Origin of the sequence: Legionella busanensis (genome assembly GCF_900461525.1) — a bacterium.
In the GTDB taxonomy this organism is placed as follows: Bacteria; Pseudomonadota; Gammaproteobacteria; order Legionellales; family Legionellaceae; genus Legionella_C; species Legionella_C busanensis.
Genome location: NZ_UGOD01000002.1, coordinates 1 through 19260, shown reverse-complemented (window position 1 = coordinate 19260; position 19260 = coordinate 1). Strand labels below are relative to the sequence as shown.

Genomic DNA, 19260 nt, shown 5'->3' with positions numbered 1-19260 from the left:
TGTATTTGCTAATATTTTTAGCGCATGTTGCGAGTACATAGTAGAGGTCTAAATCTGAATTCCTATCAAAAATTTCTATATTTGATTAACTTAAAATGCAAGGTAACGGTACAAAGTTGGTTTAGAAATATTAAGCACTTTGCAAATATCAGCAATAGCTAGGGCTTTATCTTGATGCATCCTTTTAGCGGCTTGGATTTTAGAAGTATCCACTTTAGGCCGGCCACCTTTTTTACCTCGAGCACGCGCAGCAGAAAGACCTGCTTGCGTTCGCTCTTGAATGAGTCGGCGTTCAAACTGGGCCATGGAAGAAAAAATATTAAAAACCAACTCACCAGAAGCCGTGGTGGTATCAATTGCACCATCGCACAAGGATTTAAAACCTACTCCTTTTTCTCTAAGTGTTTCAATGAGGGAAACCAAATGCACCATGGAGCGACCTAAACGGTCAAGACGCCAAACAACTAAAACATCACCTTCGGTTAAACTTTCTAAACATTGAGTTAACCCAGGTCGCTCTGTTCTAGAGCCTGAAACTTTATCTTTGAATATATTATTTTTCTGACAACCAGCTTTTAGGAGCGCATCGACTTGTAAGTTTAAATTTTGCTCAATAGTACTGACGCGGGCATAGCCAATTAATCGTGACATCATTTTTCTCAATTATTGTTGTTTTTAATGAGTTTTCAATACTTTGATTTATTATACGGGTTTTGAGAAAAATAACGATACTTAGAAGTGGTGCTGAGTAAGGTTTTTTGGGAAAGAGGAGAGGAGGGAGTAAAGAGTCTCAAAAAAGGGTCGTTTTATAAGACTATAAATCATTTCTTGAAAGATATCCAATATAGGATATAATATATCTAATAGGTAGGGGGATTTCTTATGAATAAAGTTTTAATTTCTATACCGGATGATATTGCACAAAGGATGCGAGCGTCGATACCTCAAAGACAGCGAAGCAAGGTCATTGTTAAATTGCTAGAAAAAGAAATTGAAAGACGTGAAAAGTCATTGTATGAATGTGCTATGGCTGTAGAAGCTGATACAGCTTTAAATCAAGAGATGAAAGAGTGGGATGTAACGCTTGAAGATGGGCTACCAAATGAATCGTGGTGAAATTTATTGGGTAGATCTCAATCCCACGAGAGGTTCAGAAATAAATAAATTACGTCCCTGTGTTTTGGTAGGTGCGACTCCTATAAATCAGGCTAGACATACAGTAATTGTTGTACCTTTATCAACTGCTGCAAAGGCAAGGCCACCCATAACCATTACAGTTTCTTGTCTCGATAAACAGGTAACAGCAGTTTGTGATCAAATCCGTACTGTCGATAAAAGTAGAATAAGAAATTTAGCTGGATCTCTTTCCGAAAAAGATATGAACTCTCTAGATGATGGTCTACGGCAAATTTTATGTCTTTGAAAGAAATAAACCTTGCCAATGTATAGAGTAACGTTTTAATCGTTGATAATCTTAAAGTCCATCATAGTAAAAAAGTGCAACATTATACTGAGAAGTATAAGGATGATATTGAAATTTTTTTACTACTCTACTGCCCTGAACTAAACCCACAAGAACTAGTCAGTCAAGATGTTAAAGCCAATTGCAATCACTTTAAAGCATTAAAATCTATTGATGATCTCATAACAAACATGCGCCTATATCTAACTAAAATTTAAGGCAATGAATTTAAAATAAAAAATTTCTTTAAGAAAAAAGAGGCCGCTTATGCTGCATAACATAATTATAATAATTTAACGCCGGCGTAATATCCATCGCCAGGATTAAAGAAATTCAAGTTAGGCTTAAAAAAATTTTTAAAATAACAATAACCATTGCTTACCAAATGATTTAGTTAAATTAATTTATACTTGTCGCTAAAAGCCGTTGAATATCTCTTTGATTATGAATGACATCAGAAAAGCTAATCAAAAAATCAACTTGACCTAAACAAGTCCCTCGAGAAAAGGTATTATTAAGTATAGGCAACAGTAGCTTAAAGATCTCACTCAGAAAAATAAGAAAAATATGCAAGACAATTTTGAATTTGATAAATTACCGGACGAAATCAAAACAGAAATAGCAAGATATTTAAGATCGCTTGATTTAATAAACTTTGCTGGCACTTCAACAAAAAATAGGCGCTTTTTTAAATCCATGCTTCATGTTCCTAAACTACTGTACTATGTCGTGCGTAGTAGGCATGATTCAGTTCAATCGATATTAAAAGATGACGTAAGTTTAATGCTTAAAAGGGGCAGAGTAACTGACTGCTCTGGTCGGGAATTTGAGAGCATCAGTGCTTTTGAATATGCACTTTGGGCCCTAGACAAACATATGTGGGCTGCAATGATTGCATGCATACCTCAAAATAAAGAAGACAAAAAGGTATTCGAAAAATTAATTGCTCAATATAACAAAGTCAAAAAAGACGGAGTCGCTTACAGGCTTAGAGGAAAAATAATCACAGAGCCTCAGTATGATTTTGCAATCATTAAGGAACTGCATACACAAATTAATGTAGTACACACTGCTACTATGGCTATCACTAATGTTTATGATTTAGATAGCCTTAACAAACAATGGAAAGAGGGTGTGGGGGGCGCCCAAATTCTTCTGCCTATGCATGTGGTTGATGAGTACTGTTCTAATGAACCTTTTTCACCTATGCCTGACTTTCTCTTACAGCCACCATCTTCAAGGCAATTTAACAATTTAATAACGGGTAGAAAGGAAAATTGGTTTAATTGTGATTCGAGGCTGGGTATTGATTTTGCTATATATAAAGGGCCGGGCAGCAGTAAATCCGTGCTCGGCTATGAGGACTTTATAGATTGGTATAAGGTTTGTGACGATTTGACTGCTATGGTGAAATTACATAACGTAAGAACTAAGGACGTTGCTAATCTCAAATTGCAACTTGAAAAACAGCTAGTAATAGATAATGAGCCACAAGTTTTTCAAATTTGATTGATTTGACAAGTTTTCGAGGATGAAGCGCAGTAGTATAGATTATAGTTTTTGCATCAGCCGCCACTGGGTCATGTTGTGAGACTCTTTATATTGCGTGTAAAATATGTATTATAAGGTAGAATATATCTTATATATGAGGATTTGTTATGAATAAAGTTGTAGTTTCTATTCCTGATCAGATTGCGCAGCGAATGCGAGCCGCTATACCTCAACGACAGCGAAGCAAAGTGATTGCTAACGCCGTGCTTTCTATCCGTTAAGATAAACTAATAAACCCACACCCTACTTAAGTTAAATATTACTCTGGCGTCTAAAAGTTGATTATACCTAAGCAGCATATTTAGTTTCACTTTTCTTAAAGAAATTAAGAATCTTAAATTCATTAGACTGTATTTTGGTTAGGTAAAGTCGGATGTTTATGAGTAAGTCATCTACACAACGGACTGGCTTAAATAAGCAAGCATTGGCTTTAACATCCTGATTGACTAATTCTTGCGGATTTAACTCAGGACAATAGGGAGGTAAAAAAAATTTCTATCTCATGTTTATAGGTCTTAACGTACTGTTGTACTTGTTTACTGTGATGCATACGATGATTATCGACAATCAAAAACACTTTCTGTTTGACCTGGCGGCGTAATCTAGTTAAGAACTCGATAAACTTATTGCTGTCGCAGTTATTTTCAAAAACCATCCAATTCATAAACCCTTGCGGACTAATGGCAGCAAGCATATTGACTTTAAAACGACTGCCTGTCTTTTTTATCACAGGTGTTTGGTTGACAAGACCATAGGTCCTCCCACGATTGTCACACGATTGCAGCCCCATTTCATCAGCCCAATAAATTCTTGCGCCTTCCTGCATCGCTCGTGTTTTGATTGCAGGATATGTTTCATTAAGCCACTGAGTTACTTTAGTAAGATCTCTCTGGTAAGCTTGTTTTATAGGCTTTTGAGAAGAAAAACCCAATCGTCTAAGCAAGTCTCGCAAGCCACGACCTGAATACCTTATACCAAAAACTTTCTCAATATAGGCGCCTATCGCTTTACTGTTCCACAACGTATAATCAAGACCAATCTCGTCAGGTGTTTGACTTAGTAGCGTCTTTAATAGGGCGTCAATTTGAGCTGCTGATAAAAAGCACCGTGTTGAATCCTTTACACCACGTTTTTTATAGTCAAAACTGCGCTCACCCTTTAATTCAAACTCTCAAACATATTTGAGCACTGACGTGAGGCTAAATCCGAATAATTTCGCAGCTACGGTTTTCTTAACATTATGGTGCACAACCGCAAAGACTACTTTTTTACGTAGCTCTAATAATACTTCTGTTGGCAATTCCCTGTTACTCATCTGTGTAGGTATTAGTAGTGCATATAATGAATTTGTAAAATATTATGAAAAAGCCCATCCAAATACAACTCAAGCAAAACAAGACGAGTATGATAGGACTATTCTAAGTTCCTATAGGTCAAAAGATAAAATTAGTGCAGCATTTTTTCCTTCTCTTGTAGGAAGAAACCTTAGATATCCCGGTATTAAATGTTATCACTCTACTTTAAAAACCGCTGAATCTGAAAACTGGAATAAGCTTTATTCAAATATATTTGAAGAGCAATGTACTTTTCCTGAAACTAAAGTGTTTAGAAAAAAGTAACGTAACCCATATCCAATCAAGTTATTACCCTGGCGTCTAAAAGTTGATAATTCCTGTTACTCATTTAAGACCAATTCGACAGTGTAAAAAATGCGTAGAGTAGCACATTAAATCAACAACATTTAGACGCCAGGGTAATAGATCAAAACCTGGATCCAAATTAAAGGACAGCTCTAATGAATATCGACTTGCTCAAGGCGAATAGTTATTGTGAATTACTGCCTAGGGTCTTATTTTAGTAATCATAGCGTTCATCATTGGTTCAGTGCCATGTATAAATACTAGACTGGTCTCACAATTTGAATTGAATGGAATTTTATTAAATTAAAACTGATAATTTTTATTATAACAATTTTGTACCGGCTTAATAGCAAATTGACAACTTTCTATACGTGTCCTAAAATACCACATAAATACTAATAAATTGAATTAGATGAAAGTTACTAAATTGTTCGAATGAGACGAAAATAAGAATATTAAACTCCTGGCTGAACGAGGAATTGGTTTTGAAGAGATAGTGGTTGCTATACTGCATGGGCATTTATTAGGCATTGTTAAAGGTAAAGAACCCAAATATTCACATCAACATATTTTCGTTGTATTTGTTGATGGTTACACCTATGCCGTGCCTTTTATAGAAGACAATCACAAAATTTTTCTCAAAACAATTTACCCATCTAGAGTTTTACATAAGAAATATTATGAGGATTTAATAAAATGAAAAAATCGAGCAAACAAATTTCTGATGATGAACAAGCAATGATTTCTGAATTAGAAGCAGGAGGATATGATTCAGTAAGTAATGAAACAGCAGAAATAGAGCGTATCACAAAAATTTTCAGAGAAAATGGTACAAAAGTGAAGCGCGTCAACATTCGCATGACTCAGCGTGATGTAGAAAAAGCGCAAGCGCTTGCAATTAGAGAAGGTATCCCTTATGCCACATTACTTACTAATATTTTACATCGGTATCTGACTGGTCGATTAAAAGAGGTTCGATAACAACAGGCATGAAAGAATTATATTTTGCCTGGTTCTCCTTAAGTATAAAGGTTTAAAATTGCTTAATGCCTTTTTCCATTGATTGCCACCTAGTCACTTATTACCCTGGCTTTAAATTATTGTTCACTGCCTAAGCTGCATACTTTGTTTTATCTTTGCTTGCTTATTCAAACCTGTTCGCGACGTCGAGGATTTACTTATAAATATGCAGAGCTAATAATATTGCTTGCCAATGTGGAACGCTCGATGCAAGCGGAGCGGGTTTATGAGTAAACCGTCATATCAATCTAAAAAAATCAGCATGGCAGCGATAAGGCTAAATAATTTATGAAGGTTAAAATAACAACCTATACTAATTAATCCTATCAAAAGGAACGCTATCACCCAATGAAGCAATCTAGTAATAGTGTTATAATGCCAATTTTTATTGTTCTCCATGACAGTTCCTTTCCAACCGGTTTATTTAATCCTTATTAGTATCAGGTTTTATCTCACCACCGTTATTCGCAGGATCTAAAGAAACAGCAATTAATAATAAAATAAATGCGGTCATTTCCCCAAAGGTTTTTGAAATGGCAAAAAAGAATGAAAACTGGAAGTTAGCACTGGTGACAGGTAAAGATGCGCAGGTTGTTTTCATGAATATCACTCCTAAGACCAACCCCAACAATGAGATAGGGATCGAAACACATCAATTTGATCAAGTTATATTTAAAGAGTGACTCTGTAATAAATTGACGCAGATTTATTTAGTAAAGGAAAGGTGATTCTTCAACCGCCTCACTGCTTAAAGTCTTGCGGTAAGTTAGTTGAGTCTTCTATTGACAAGCCTTGAGCCGTTTCAAAATCCACCTCATCGAGATTTAACCCGGAGTTTCTTTGAAATTCATATTCTCTTTCTCTTTGATGGTTAATCTTGTTAGGGTTGGGTGATTCTTCAATTGGAGCGTTGCCTGATTATAGCGCGTTGGCCATCGCTTCTGCACCTGAATTGCCAAGATGAAGTAAAGGATAAAAAATGAAGGTCACTAAGAGATCCTAATAATCCTTAAGTAGGTTTACTCCCCAAGCCCCTAATAGCGTTATTTTCATATACTTTGCTTGCATCTGGATTATATAAAAAATAACTATGCTCTACTAAAGATTTATAGTCTCCTTTAAGAAAATCAGCAATATAAGATTTGATATTATTAATATTAGAAGCTTTAACTTCTAAAATCTGAAAAAGAAAGGCTTCGTTAAGTGCCTGATTTAATCTAAAGGTTGTTGGGGTGTTAACAAAAAAATCAGGTTTAATTTTCTTTAACTGGTTAACTAACTGATTACCTTTTTCAATAGCAGAAGTTAAGCTATCAAAAAGTAATTCGTTTGGACATTTAAGACAATTTTCTAAGGCCATTCTAATTTGAAAACTTGGGATTTCATGAAAAATAATCGATGCATCAATGCCATAAAGCCGATTTTCATTATCACTCACTGCAGCTAATAACATAAATATTGATTTTTGTTGCGTGTTGCCATTCATTTGTTTTTTATAATGCCTAAACATAACTAACTCAATTAAGTCATCACCTATAATATAAATTTAGTATAAACTTTTTTCATTGCTGGATACTCTTTTGAAAAAATTTTTAACATTTATCATAATTTTTAACGTACATCACTTTAATTTTACTATAAATTAAAATTTGCTGTTTCTACAACTAAGGACTTAATTAAAAAATTAAAGCTAACTGCAGCCATTTCAAAATATTGCTAACCATTTGTAATTAAATTATAAATATCATTTGTTATTTGACAAAAATTTTATTTAATCCAGATACAAATCATAAATTTTTAAGAAAAGAGGTAAGGGTAATACATGGAGCTATCAAAAAATGATATTTTTAAAAGTTTTATCTAATTAAACTACTACAGGTTTAATAGTACATGCTTTTTATCATATCTATTAAATGTACCGTCGATAATTGAAAATAAATTAGTTATTGGTGCGACACCCAGCCAATTAGTTAGCTAAAAACTGCCTAACCCCTTTGGCTATACTTAGGTTATACCCGGATAACTGGATATAAATATGCTGGTGCGTTTAGTTTCTCTTGAGAAGATAAACGAAATAGAGCAAAGCGTGTTACATTTAATGATTAATTATTCACCTGATGGCCTGATAATTAAAACGCTTAATGGCATCATTACCAGTTGGAATCCAAGTGCGGAGCGACTTTTTGGCTACTCAGCTCATGAAATGATTGGTCAATCTGCGACGCGTTTAGTGCCACCCGAACGTCTAGATGAAGAGGCTATTTTTTTAAACCGCCTAACGTCTGGTGAAAAGATAGACCATTTTAAAACCGTCGCGTTGAGAAAAGATGGTCAAACCATTCCTGTGTCTTCTAGCCTTTTTCCGATAAAAGATAACCAAGGTAGTGTGATTGGTATTTTTAACATTGTCCACGATATCACGGGTGATAAACAAAGAGAAGAAACCGAGCAGCTGTTAACCTCGATAATTAACTCATCTGATGACGCGATTATTAGTAAAACCTTACAAGGTATTATCACTAGTTGGAATCCAGCGGCAACCCACATTTTTGGCTATAGCGCGCATGAAATCATTGGCAAATCCATTCTCATGTTAATTCCCTCAGACCGTTTCAATGAAGAAACGCATATTTTAGAAAAAATCGCCGCAGGTGAGAAAATTGACCATTTTGAAACCGTGCGCATTCGCAAAGATGGCAAACAAGTCCATGTGTCTGTTTCTATATCGCCGATTAAAAATAAGGAAGGCATTATTATTGGGGCCTCTAAAATTGTTCGTGATATCACTGAGCTCACGCTGCAACGCTATTTAGCCACGCATGATGCCTTAACAGGCCTTCCCATCTTACGGCTTGCTTATGATAGGCTTAATAGAGCATGCGCCCAAGCCAAACGTTCGAAAACTAAAGTCGCCGTTTTATTTATGGATTTAGACGGCTTTAAAGCTATTAATGATACTTATGGGCATACGACAGGGGATGCTATTCTTAAAATCATTGCGGAGCGTTTAGTGGTTTGTTTACGTGAGGAAGATACGGTGGCTCGAATCGGTGGCGATGAATTTTTAATGATTTTAGGCAATCTTTCAGGCAGGCATGTTATTAAATCCATTGTTAACAAAATCATTCAAACGATTATTGAACCGATTGACTATGATAATACCCTATTTAAATTGAAAGCAAGCATAGGTATTGCACTTTATCCAGATGATAGTGAGGCGCAAAATGAATTAATTCAATTGGCCGATAAAACGATGTATGCCGTGAAGAAAAGGCAAAAGGAGGCTTATGGTTTTTATGCCGATTATAAAAAAGGCCAACTTGGTCATTAGTATTTACCTAGACTCGACTTTAAACAGGCGCAAAAATTTCGGTTGGTGTGCGACTTTGCACTGGCGTCACTTTTAAGGTTCGCCCTAACCACTGCTTACCATTCATGGCCAATGCCTTTTCGGCCTCTTCTGGCAATGAAAAAGTGATAAAGGCTATTCCTTTCGATTGGCCAGTGAAGCGGTCTTGCACCAAGTCAAACTCAACAATTTTACCATACTTACAAAATTCCATTTCAATATCATGCGCGGTGGCCGTAAAGGGCAAATGCGCGATGTAGAGGGTTCTTTGATTCATAATAATGAGCGATTCCTTGAGCGTAGCGAACAATAAAAGGAAAACGAACATACAGACAATCTATAAGGATTATTGTGCGCTTTTATTTAAAATAATCTTAGCTTAATTACTGAAGGGGAGCAATCAAACTGCTTATTAGAAATGAAACGTTTAAATTTAATTTAGTTTACTAATAACCTCGTATTAGTTGATTTTTAATCTTGATTATTTGATTAAGTTAAAAAAGTTAATGTGCTAAATTATAACGAGCACAAATTTTCCTTGCTAATGAAGGGCATTAATGCTTATTGTTGATAACAATGGGTTGATAGATATTCCCTCTATTTCAAAAGTCTACATGGCCAAAAATTAAATTTTTTTGATATGATTTTTTAAAACCGTAAGTTTTCGTACGATTGTGCCCGCTGGTCCTAAAATTAATTTTTTTATTTTCCACCCACTCCTATTAGATTACCAGAATCTAATGCATTCACAATTTTCATATCTGATAAGGAAAATAAAGAAAAGCAAAATTAACTTTAACAGTTATATTACTATTTAATTTTAGTAGAAGTAAAAAAACGAATAAAATCTTTCGTTTGTTGTAAGTTAACTTGAGCGGCAATTAAATTTAACTCTAGCTGTGCGGTCATTTGTTCACGTTGGTTCATTAAAAAAAGAGTACTGTCGCCGGCGTAAAATTTTTTAACTTCACCCGATTGAACCTGCTTTGCTAACTGTAATTCTTGGTGCAGTAATTGAACTTGTTGGTAATAAAATTTTAAAGCAACGAAAAAATTTTGTAGTTGATTAGTTAATTGTTCGTAAATAAATTTCTTCTCTACTACGATTTGTTGTAATTCACTGGTGGCACTTATTAAGCGCCCTTTTGCCTCGCGCTGGTACAGTGGAAACCGAAAGCGAATGCCTACTAATCCTGCCTGCGGAAGGAGTCTTGGATAACCACCACTGCCATACTGTTTGGACGTATAGAAAGTGGCATCAAGCTCGGGTAAGAGGTCATTTTTAGCGAGTGTTTGTTTAAATTTGACGATGTGATAGTAACGTTTAAGTTGACGCAAGGCGGGATGACAACGGAGTTGTTCTTGCATGAATTCTTCTGGTTTGATTGTTTCTTCACTTAAAGGAGTTAAGTCTTTCGGTAATTGCTGTTTAAGGGGTAGCTTAGGATGTCCATGGTTATCTCGGTAGTAGAGAGAGAGACTAATTGCTGCTTGTCTTAATAAGCGCTCGCTTTGGTTAAGTAATTGTTGCCGTTGCAAGATAAGTTGACCATTTTCAGCGATAGCCAATAGCGCTAAATCGCCTTGATGAGCTTGCTTGACAATAGCCGTTTGCCGGTCCTTGGCAAGTCGGAGTAAACTTTTTAAGGCCTGCACTTGTAAGCCTGCTTGAACCCATTGCCAATAAGCTTCTATGGCCTCACGATAAATTTTAATTTTTTTAACTGCAATAGTTTCAGCAGTCAGTGCTACTCGTTGCGCTTGTGTTAATAGTTTAGTTCGCTCCTTATCAATTAAGCGGTCTTTTAATAAAGGTAATGACACGCCTGCCCGATACTCACCGCCTGAATTAGTTAAATAGTTTTGATAGTAAATAGGCCAGTCGCCTCGTCCAATACGGTAGCCACCCACTAATTTAAGTCCATTGAATAAGGTTGGTACAATCACCTCATTATTGATATATCCATTGACATAACCGCCAAAGGGTTGAGAACGAGAGTTAATGTTGAGCGTTGGGTCGAATTGCCCTAGCGCGCTTATTAAATGGCCTTGCGTTTTAGCGACCTCTAAACGTGCGATAGTAATTTGGGGATAACAGTGATTCACTGATGCAAGGACTGTATCAATACTTAAGGGTCTTAAATTGTCTTTGGCAAAGCAGGCAAGCGAGGTAAGTAAAAGAAAGAGGCTAGAAGTCATTGTTTTCGATACATCAGGGCTGGCTAACCTCATGGTTTAAGTTTCTCCTGGTTACTTTCAGGCGGAAAGCCATTGTATTGGCGCCAAAGCTCATACCAGAGCGGCACTTGGCCTAATTGAACCCAACCGTGCACACGCACCCCTTGTCTTAAAAAACGCCCATCAGGCCACACCTCATCAGGCACAATGACCACGCGAAATAGCCCTTGCCCATTATCCGTGGGGTCAATAAATGAGACTCTACCACCAAAGGTACCAACCGCAATTTCTGGCCAGCCACGAAATTGAATGGCAGGCCACCCTTCAAATTGAAGGCGTGCTTTTTGCTGTAACCAAACGAAGGGGATGTCATTGCCATCAATCCACAACTCAACCGCGCGTGAATTAGTTTCGGGCAGGATTTCAACGAGTACTTGCCCTGCATTGACCACCACACTTTCTTGACCTGTTAAGCGTTTAAAAACAATACCAGGTGCGTGCGCTCTAATTTGTTGGGTTTTTTGTCTGGCAATACGCGTATCAACATTTACTTTATCAATATTAGCTTTGGCCAGTTCATTTTGATAGTTGGCATATTCAATTTGGGCAAGCTCATATTGGCGTTTGGACACAATACCTTGTGTATATAAACTCTTTTGGCGCACCAGGTTATGTTTACTGGCAGCCAGTGCTTGCTCGGCTGCTTTTATCCGTAAGACAAGCGCTTTTTTTTCCATCTCTAATCGAGATAAAAGTGCGGGGTCATTATCACTAATATCCACGATTAGGTCGCCCGATTTTACTTGCATCCCTTCATCCACATACCATTTTTTTATTCGACCTGTCACAGGTGAATTGACGGTATGCTGTCTTTCAGTAGGCGAGAACGCAATGACTCGGCCATGTCCTAAGGCAAATTGCTGCCAAGGTATGAAAATTAAAAAAAGAAGAATAGGCAGGAGGCCTGCTAATGTCACCCACATAATTTTTCGTGGTTTTGGCAATTGTCGAATTAGGGTATGGGCATAAAGTTTCATGCAAGCACCACACGATTAGTTAATTCAGGCAACTGATTTTTTTGCGTGGTAATTATGACTAAGGTGTCTGTTAAGTTCATTAGTAACGTTAATACTACGTTCACCTCTTGAGCGGTTAATTGATCGAACGCTTGCGCGATAATAAGAAGTTGAGGTTTGGTTATCAACGCTCGGATTATCATCAGTTTAATTAGTTCTTCAAGACTAAATGTTGACTGCCACTCATGGATAACAGTATATAAGCCTTGCGGTAGCGTCATAATCTTATCAAGAAGTGCTAACTGGTTTAGTTTTTCAAGAATGTAGTCAGTAGCAGTGTGGCGATGATTTAACACTAAATTATCATAGGTGCTGCCCGAAAACCATTGTGGCTCGTTGATTAATAAACTGTATTGGCGTAACGCCATTAAGTGTTGCCGATTAACAGGCACACCATTGACATGAACTGAAAAAAGGGTAAGCGCTTTAAACCCTAATAACTGGTCTACAAAGTCTTGACTGACTCTATCGCTAGCAATCAACAAGAAAGGTTCGTGAGGGGTAATTAACACGGGCTGATTATCAGCGTGAAAAGACAGCTCAATGGTTTTTAAGGGCTTAAAACCCAACTCAACGTCTCGGCGTTCAGATTCAGGTCGCTCATTAGGTAAATGAAGTACTTCCTGTAATTTATCTGCAGCGGCCATTAAATCATAATAATTTTCCATTAACACACCAAAGCGTTTAAATGAATAAATAAGGGCGCCTAAGATAATTTCAGCAGCGACTAATTGGCCTAAACTCAATTGATTTTCTATGACTAAATAGCCCCCTAGCCCTAATAGCAGACTGCTGGCTAGTGCCGATAGCGTGTAGAAACCTATTTGATGTTTTATAAGTTGTCTAAAATGCCTGTTTCTTGCAGTTAAAAATCCAACTAATTTTTTATCAGTTTGGCTAATGGCATAACGCGGGTACTGATTAAACTTAAATAAATAGCGGTTAATTAAAATTTCTTCCAGCCAGGCCCCAATGATATGCTTTTGAGCACATTCGTCCTTAGCACTGATTAAAGCCTTTTTATACGGACCAAAAACGGTCAGTAGGACACCAAACAAAATAAACAAATCAAACAGGACAAACGCTGGGTGATAAAAAAGCAATAAAACAAGACCAAAAATCACTTGTAAGCTTAAATTGATGCCATACAACAACAAACTAGCAAGCGATTTTTTAACCGTTAAGAGTTCAAAATAGCGATTGACAAGTGCAGGACCATGATGGGTAGAGAAATTATCTAACGAGAGTTGAGTAAAGTGTCTTGTTAAAGCAAGACTTACATGAACCATTATCTTTTGTTGAATGATTTCAATGACAATGACTTGCCAGATACTCAATGCACCTAAACCAGCCATTAAAATTAAAACAATAAGACTTAATGTGACGATGGGTTGTAGTAATTTACCAAACGCCAGGAGATTGACCAAGGTTTGCGCAGCAATTGGTACAATCAATGACAATAAGCTCACAAATACACTTAAGAGCAAGATTGAAAAAAGAGTTGAGTAATCTAAAATATTAAGCACTGAGACACGTTGTTTTTTTATCATGGTTTATGATATCCCTATCAAAAAGCTTGTTAATGCTTTAATTTTTTAAGCAGAAAAAACTCTAATGAGTCTATCGCTTTACTGCCACTTGGTCGTTTTAATAAAGACACATGAATGTCATTTAACAGGGGTAAAAAATTAAAATCAAGACGCTCTAAATAATTCGGGACCATGGTTCGCTGAATCGCTGTAATGCCAAGGCCCGCTCTTACAGCCGCCATTTTACCCGTATAACTGGGGCTACTATAAACAAGGCGCCAATTAATATTGGCTTTATTGAGGGCTTCAATAACATTTTCTCGATAGACACACGGTTTAGGTGACAACACTAACGGTATGACCTCTTTATGAGTTAAAGAAGGCAGCAGCTCCTTTTTCCCAATCCATTCGACAGGCTCACTCCATACTTTCACCCCATCAGTCATTTCATTGTTAGGGGTTGCTTTAACGAGAATTAAATCAAATTTATTCTGCCTAAAATTTTCAATAAGATTTAAGGTTAAATCGCATTCGACATTAAGAATGACGCGAGGATGCAGGCGAGAAAACTCAATTAACACATCCGATAAAATCATACTTGCAAAATCTTCAGGCAGACCAAAACGAATCTCACCTTGCAACTCAGGCTCTTTAAACCGGTCTAAGGATTCCCGATGTAACTCATAGATGCGCTTGGCATAACTTAAAAAAATCTCGCCATCTGTGGTCAACGATAAGTTTCGACCCCGATTAATCAATGGTTTTTCAATGATGTTTTCTAACTTCGCGATTTGTTGACTGACGGCCGATTGGGTACGTCCTACGCGCTCTGCAGCTTTGGTAAAACTGCCTGTATCGGCAAGTGCCAAAAAACATTGTAAGGTCACGGTGTCCAAAGACATTAGATTTCCTAATTTGTAAAATAATAATTATTAATTTTTCTTATATTAGCATTTCGAATACATTTATTCAATACCAATTGACAATCTAATGGAGCATTGTGTGTCCTATTTTAGTGAGTACCTCAGATTTTATCCTCTATTCTTAGTCCTAATCCCCTTTATTGGCTTTATCATCAGCGGCTTGTTTTATAAAAAAAGTCCAATACGTGGCGCTCAATTATCTTCATCCTTTATTGGCGTTGGATTGATGGGTAGTTGTCTGGGCTTCCTTTACCTCCCTCACTATGACAATAAAGTAATACTTTTTGGCCTTAAAGCAGACAGCTTGTCTTTATTGATGAGCACGCTGATTTTATTGGTAAGTTTCATTGTTCATCAATTTTCCCGGCGCTATATGGCAGGCGATAGGCGCTATCGTCTTTACTTTCTCAAATTAGCAGCACTTACCTGTAGTGCTATTGTGATGGCCTATGCGGATAATCTGGTGTTGTTTTGGATGGCGTGGACTTGTAGCAATTGCTTGCTTGTTTCATTAATGATTCATAAAAGTGAGTGGGCGGCCGCGAAACACGCAGGCATCTTAGCATTAAAAACGCTTGGTTTAGGTAGTGCAGCGTTGTTCGCGTCTTTTCTTTTGTTATATCAAGCAACGGGTAGTAGCTCGATAACGGCTATCAATGCTCAAGCCACCCAACTCCCCTGGCCCTTTTTAACCGGCATACTTGTACTTCTTCTCGTCAGTGCACTGACACAATCTGCGCAATGGCCTTTTCACCGCTGGTTAACCAGCTCATTAAACTCACCAACGCCTATATCTGCCTTAATGCATGCGGGCTTAGTGAATGGGGGCGGTTTTATTCTCGTTCGATTTGCGCCTCTTTTCTTAACCGAAGGACATCTGTTGCAGGTTGTGTTTCTGATTGGCGCACTCACAGCAATTTTAGGCAGCGTGTGGAAACTCTTACAAAGTGACATCAAGCGCATGTTAGCAAACTCTACCCTGGCGCAGATGGGGTTTATGATGATGCAGTGTGGTTTAGGTCTTTTCCCTGCAGCAGTTGCTCACTTGTGTTGGCATGGTTTATTTAAAGCCTACTTGTTTTTGAATGCTGGCTCAGCTTTAAACACGAGCAGAGAAAAAATGAAGGCTTCTCACCATTCATTGCTTCGCTTTGCGCTGTCATGCTTGATGGGCTTAGCAGGTGCTTTGAGTTTTGCCCTAACAAGTGGAAAACCTTTATTGACCCTGCAGCCTACCACTTTTCTGGTAGGCTTTGCGTTTATATCCGGCACCCAGCTTGCCTACACCTTGGTTAGACAAGGCGCACTGGTCAAACGAATTATTCCAGCCTTCCTTATCGTGTCGTTCGTGGGTCTCTTTTACGGAGAGAGCATTCATTTGATTGAATCATTCTTCCCAACTTATTCGACACAAGGACTACCGACTTTAAACCTAATCCATTTAGTTGTGTTTACCCTCTTTATTATTTTATGGCTGGGTATGAATTTAAAAGACTCGCGTGCTCTGCAACAAACTAAGTTATGGCGCCAATTGTATGTGCGCGCCTTAAATGGCAGTCAGCCGCATCCCAAAACCATCACCGCCCATCGCAACAACTATCACTATTAAGGAGTCCTCTTATGAGTACGAATCATGCCAAAAAACACCAAACCATAAGCGAGTATCAATCGATGTCGACGTTAACTGCGCCCAAACAACAGCAAGCGCATGTTCAAGCCCTAGTAAACAATGCCGCTCAATGCCTTGCCCCAGTCTGGCCTTTAGAGACCTTTATTGCCTGTAATCCGTTGCAAGGACTTGAGTCCTTACCTTTTGAAGAGGCACTCTTAGAAGGTCAGCGATTATTTGGCTCTACTCAGGCCGCGCCAAAGCTTGAGGTAGTGAATCGTGAACTGATTAAATGGTGTGGTGTCTTTTTAGACATGGGGCAAGGAACCATTGAGGCGCCCAATCGTCATCAAGGTTTTTATGCCGCGTTCTTACGCTTAGCAAGTTATGATTACTCCTTGCACCTTGGAAGTCAGGTAATTAAGGATTGGTTAACTCAGTTACCTGATAATGCTGAAGAGACCATTGTCGTTTGTTTGACTAAGTTAGGTGTGACTGTTGACCATCAGGAATCTTTTATTAAAGAGAACTTAGCCTATTTACCTGGTTGGGCAGGGTATGTCAAATGGCGCTCTTTATGGAGGAATACCTCGACAACACCTGACTTATGCCCTGTCACCTTGGTTGACTTTCTGGCAGTCCGGTTAGTCCTCACAGTAGCTCTTTGGCCTGAAGCACGTTGGGAAAAAAAAAAGCCTAAAAAATGAGGCAGCTTTGATTAATACGCTGGCGGCGCAACTAAAAAAGTCAGAGCACGCCTATCAGCATGAGCTTCTTAAAAAGCTCATGCCTCAAGTCAAAAATTGTCTACCCTCAAAAACAAGACCCGCTGCTCAGTTAGTCTTTTGCATTGATGTGCGCTCTGAACCCTTTCGTCGCCACCTTGAGCCCTTAGGCGCTTATGAAACCCTGGGCTTTGCCGGTTTTTTTGGAATTCCTGCACGAATTCATGACGTTAACTCAAACACTTACAAAGAGTCGTGTCCTGTCTTACTTAAACCACGTTATGATATTGAGGAAAAACCACTTGCCTCGGCACTGCCTTGTGTGAAGAAAGCCAAGCAGGGAAAAGCACGTTTTCACTTACTTAAAAAGACCTATTATGGTTTAAAATATAATTTTTCAACCCCCTTCGCGCTCGTAGAAACATTAGGGGCATGGTGCGGACTAACCATGCTCACCAAGACCCTTGCCCCAAGGCTGACTGACAAGGCATGCACGTCTATTAGCAATCGATTCATGCCATCGTTGCCCACAAAGCCCATTATCCAGATGAGTAGTGCCAACTCAGTTTATGGCATTGCTCCGGCTGAGCAAGCCTTTTATGGGGAAGCGGTATTAAAAATGATGGGATTAACCCAGAACTTCGCCAAACTAATTGTCTTTTGTGGCCATCGAAGTAGCACCCAAAATAATCCTTATGCATCCGCACTGGATTGTGGGGCGTGTGGCGGCAATCACGGTGGCTCAAATGCTAAAATTCTTGCGGCGATATTAAATAATCCACCCGTGCGAGAAACACTGGCAAAACGGGGCATCATTATCCCGGATGATACGTTTTTTTATGCCGCAGAGCACGACACCACCACCGATGAAGTCACCCTTTTTGAGGCTGACTTAGGCCTACACGCTCATCAAACGCTTTTGGATGAGTTAAGAGATGACTTAAATCTTGCCAGGCATCTTAATGCGCAGGCGCGTTGCCAAACATTGGGTGTAACAAAGACCTCACATTCCATCCAAACAACACTGACCCGCAGTAGTGATTGGGCGGAAGTAAGGCCTGAATGGGGGCTCGCACGCAACGCCGCTTTTATCGTCGGCCCTCGCCAGTTAACCAAGCCCATTAATTTGGACGGCCGCTGTTTTCTTCACTCCTATGATTGGACGCAAGACAAAGAAGGTAGCGCGTTAGAGACTATTTTAACAGCGCCTATGGTGGTGGCCGAATGGATTAATACGCAATACCTTTTTTCAACCCTCGATAACGTCCTTTACGGAAGTGGCAGTAAAATCACCCAGAATGTCACAGGACTACTCGGCATGATGCAAGGCAACGGGAGTGATTTAATGCATGGATTACCCCTGCAATCGGTTAAGTCAACAGATGAAGAAGCCTACCATGAACCCCAGCGCCTGTTAACAGTTGTTTATGCACCAAGAACCAGGGTTAGTGCGATTATTGCCCGGCAAGACAGTCTTAAAACGTTATTTTTTAATGGGTGGGTAAATTTAGTTGTAATTGAGCCTGCCGAAGAGGTTGCTTATCAATTAGATAGAGAAGGTCATTGGCATATGCTTTAATGAACAATAAAGGAGCGTGACATGAGTATTATTAACGTTTATGAAAAACGTGAAAGCGGCATTAGTTTACATCCAATGAAAAAAATAGAGGTCATTGTGTCTGGCGACAATGAGCAGAGGATTGCCAAGATGATGAATGAGGCTAATGTGCCTGGATTTACCTTGTTACGTAATATCTCAGGCAAGGGACATCATGGATTTCATGAAGGCAAGCTTCTTTTTAATGACAAAGCAGCACTTGTTATGTTTATTGCGGTGGCGCCTGAGGAAGCCATCGCGACCATTGCGTTGGGCATGAAAACCTTATTTCAAAAAAATTCAGGTGTTATGTTTGTCTCCGATGTGTCCGTGGCACGATTAGACTATTTTACTTAAAAAGTATAAGTGAAATAAGCTCATTGAGGCAACAAGTTGACCAAAAAAAACTAGCTTGGGGAAGAGACATGCTTTATAGAAACGAACCTGTTTTACTGGTGTCCAAACATAAAAAAGAACAGGCTATTGGCCCTGTCTTTCAGGATAAAATAGGTTGTGAATTATGCGTTTCAGATTTTGATACCGATTTATTTGGCACCTTTACCGGTGAAATTCCTCGAGCCCACAATGCATATCAAACCTG

At 38.5% G+C, this 19260-nt stretch carries 20 protein-coding genes and 1 pseudogene; 12 read left to right on the top strand and 9 right to left on the bottom strand.

The genetic code is table 11. The features are described 5' to 3' along the window. Positions 1-90: 90 nt before the first annotated feature. On the bottom strand, positions 91-654 hold the full coding sequence (locus tag DYH30_RS15255; protein WP_425324438.1) for a recombinase family protein: 564 nt from the start codon (positions 652-654) through the stop codon (positions 91-93). Positions 655-882: 228 nt separating this feature from the next. Here DYH30_RS15255 and DYH30_RS15250 point away from each other — a divergent pair, with 228 nt between their 5' ends. The 4 genes from DYH30_RS15250 to DYH30_RS15235 all read left to right on the top strand — a co-directional run bounded on the left by DYH30_RS15250 (position 883) and on the right by DYH30_RS15235 (position 2971). After that, a complete protein-coding gene (locus tag DYH30_RS15250) occupies positions 883-1116 on the top strand; it encodes a hypothetical protein (protein WP_115332624.1) in 234 nt (77 codons plus the stop codon). Continuing rightward, the gene (locus tag DYH30_RS15245) at positions 1103-1423 is read left to right on the top strand and encodes a type II toxin-antitoxin system PemK/MazF family toxin (RefSeq protein WP_115332623.1); all 321 of its coding nucleotides are present in this window, start codon (positions 1103-1105) and stop codon (positions 1421-1423) included. The genes DYH30_RS15250 and DYH30_RS15245 overlap by 14 nt, the downstream gene beginning before the upstream one ends. Positions 1424-1461: 38 nt before the next feature. Beyond that, the gene (locus DYH30_RS18730) at positions 1462-1680 is read left to right on the top strand and encodes a transposase (RefSeq protein WP_115332622.1); all 219 of its coding nucleotides are present in this window, start codon (positions 1462-1464) and stop codon (positions 1678-1680) included. A 349-nt stretch (positions 1681-2029) separates the two neighbouring features. Continuing rightward, the gene (locus DYH30_RS15235; protein WP_115332621.1) at positions 2030-2971 is read left to right on the top strand and encodes an F-box protein; all 942 of its coding nucleotides are present in this window, start codon (positions 2030-2032) and stop codon (positions 2969-2971) included. A 508-nt stretch (positions 2972-3479) separates the two neighbouring features. On the opposite strand, the pseudogene DYH30_RS15230 reads toward DYH30_RS15235, so the two are convergent. Next, a pseudogene (locus DYH30_RS15230) lies at positions 3480-4100 on the bottom strand (IS630 family transposase); the annotation flags it as partial. 106 nt (positions 4101-4206) lie between these two features. Here DYH30_RS15230 and DYH30_RS15225 point away from each other — a divergent pair. From DYH30_RS15225 to DYH30_RS15215, 3 genes are all read left to right on the top strand, one after another. After that, positions 4207-4632, top strand: coding sequence for a hypothetical protein (locus DYH30_RS15225; RefSeq protein ID WP_115332619.1), 426 nt, complete (start codon positions 4207-4209; stop codon positions 4630-4632). Positions 4633-5149: 517 nt separating this feature from the next. Further along, the gene (locus DYH30_RS15220; protein ID WP_207385786.1) at positions 5150-5353 is read left to right on the top strand and encodes a hypothetical protein; all 204 of its coding nucleotides are present in this window, start codon (positions 5150-5152) and stop codon (positions 5351-5353) included. After that, positions 5350-5634, top strand: a complete 285-nt coding sequence (locus DYH30_RS15215; RefSeq protein WP_115332617.1) for an antitoxin — start codon at positions 5350-5352, stop codon at positions 5632-5634. Before DYH30_RS15220 ends, DYH30_RS15215 begins: the two co-directional genes overlap by 4 nt. 463 nt (positions 5635-6097) lie before the next feature. Here the strand turns inward: DYH30_RS15215 and DYH30_RS18060 are convergent, their stop codons facing one another. Both DYH30_RS18060 and DYH30_RS15200 read right to left on the bottom strand, forming a co-directional pair. Continuing rightward, positions 6098-6274, bottom strand: a complete 177-nt coding sequence (locus tag DYH30_RS18060) for a hypothetical protein (protein WP_160116226.1) — start codon at positions 6272-6274, stop codon at positions 6098-6100. A gap of 408 nt (positions 6275-6682) precedes the next feature. Next, on the bottom strand, positions 6683-7183 hold the full coding sequence (locus tag DYH30_RS15200) for a hypothetical protein (protein WP_115332616.1): 501 nt from the start codon (positions 7181-7183) through the stop codon (positions 6683-6685). Between the two features lie 525 nt (positions 7184-7708). Between DYH30_RS15200 and DYH30_RS15195 the strand changes: the two genes are divergently transcribed. Then, positions 7709-9004, top strand: a complete 1296-nt coding sequence (locus tag DYH30_RS15195) for a sensor domain-containing diguanylate cyclase (protein ID WP_115332615.1) — start codon at positions 7709-7711, stop codon at positions 9002-9004. A 19-nt stretch (positions 9005-9023) separates the two neighbouring features. Here the strand turns inward: DYH30_RS15195 and DYH30_RS15190 are convergent, their stop codons facing one another. From DYH30_RS15190 to DYH30_RS15170, 5 genes are all read right to left on the bottom strand, one after another. Next, positions 9024-9299, bottom strand: a complete 276-nt coding sequence (locus tag DYH30_RS15190; RefSeq protein ID WP_115332614.1) for an RNA recognition motif domain-containing protein — start codon at positions 9297-9299, stop codon at positions 9024-9026. Between the two features lie 533 nt (positions 9300-9832). Continuing rightward, positions 9833-11254 (bottom strand): TolC family protein, encoded by a 1422-nt coding sequence (locus tag DYH30_RS15185; protein ID WP_242604734.1) that lies wholly within the window; start codon positions 11252-11254, stop codon positions 9833-9835. Next, complete coding sequence (locus DYH30_RS15180) at positions 11251-12237, bottom strand: HlyD family secretion protein (RefSeq protein WP_115332613.1); 987 nt, start codon at positions 12235-12237, stop codon at positions 11251-11253. The genes DYH30_RS15185 and DYH30_RS15180 overlap by 4 nt, the downstream gene beginning before the upstream one ends. Beyond that, a complete protein-coding gene (locus tag DYH30_RS15175) occupies positions 12234-13826 on the bottom strand; it encodes an ATP-binding cassette domain-containing protein (RefSeq protein WP_115332612.1) in 1593 nt (530 codons plus the stop codon). The genes DYH30_RS15180 and DYH30_RS15175 overlap by 4 nt, the downstream gene beginning before the upstream one ends. 29 nt (positions 13827-13855) lie before the next feature. Beyond that, on the bottom strand, positions 13856-14707 hold the full coding sequence (locus DYH30_RS15170; protein ID WP_115332611.1) for a LysR substrate-binding domain-containing protein: 852 nt from the start codon (positions 14705-14707) through the stop codon (positions 13856-13858). A 100-nt stretch (positions 14708-14807) separates the two neighbouring features. On the opposite strand from DYH30_RS15170, the gene DYH30_RS15165 reads away from it, so the two are divergent. The 4 genes from DYH30_RS15165 to DYH30_RS15150 all read left to right on the top strand — a co-directional run bounded on the left by DYH30_RS15165 (position 14808) and on the right by DYH30_RS15150 (position 19016). Next, positions 14808-16337 carry a proton-conducting transporter transmembrane domain-containing protein gene (locus DYH30_RS15165; RefSeq protein WP_207385784.1) on the top strand — a complete coding sequence of 510 codons (1530 nt, stop codon included), beginning with the start codon at positions 14808-14810 and terminating at the stop codon, positions 16335-16337. 11 nt (positions 16338-16348) lie between these two features. Next, positions 16349-17044, top strand: a complete 696-nt coding sequence (locus tag DYH30_RS18595) for a putative inorganic carbon transporter subunit DabA (protein ID WP_160116225.1) — start codon at positions 16349-16351, stop codon at positions 17042-17044. A 79-nt stretch (positions 17045-17123) separates the two neighbouring features. Then, on the top strand, positions 17124-18641 hold the full coding sequence (locus DYH30_RS15155) for a putative inorganic carbon transporter subunit DabA (RefSeq protein WP_280524222.1): 1518 nt from the start codon (positions 17124-17126) through the stop codon (positions 18639-18641). 21 nt (positions 18642-18662) lie between these two features. Continuing rightward, positions 18663-19016, top strand: coding sequence for a P-II family nitrogen regulator (locus DYH30_RS15150; protein WP_115332608.1), 354 nt, complete (start codon positions 18663-18665; stop codon positions 19014-19016). The last annotated feature ends 244 nt before the right edge of the window (positions 19017-19260 follow it).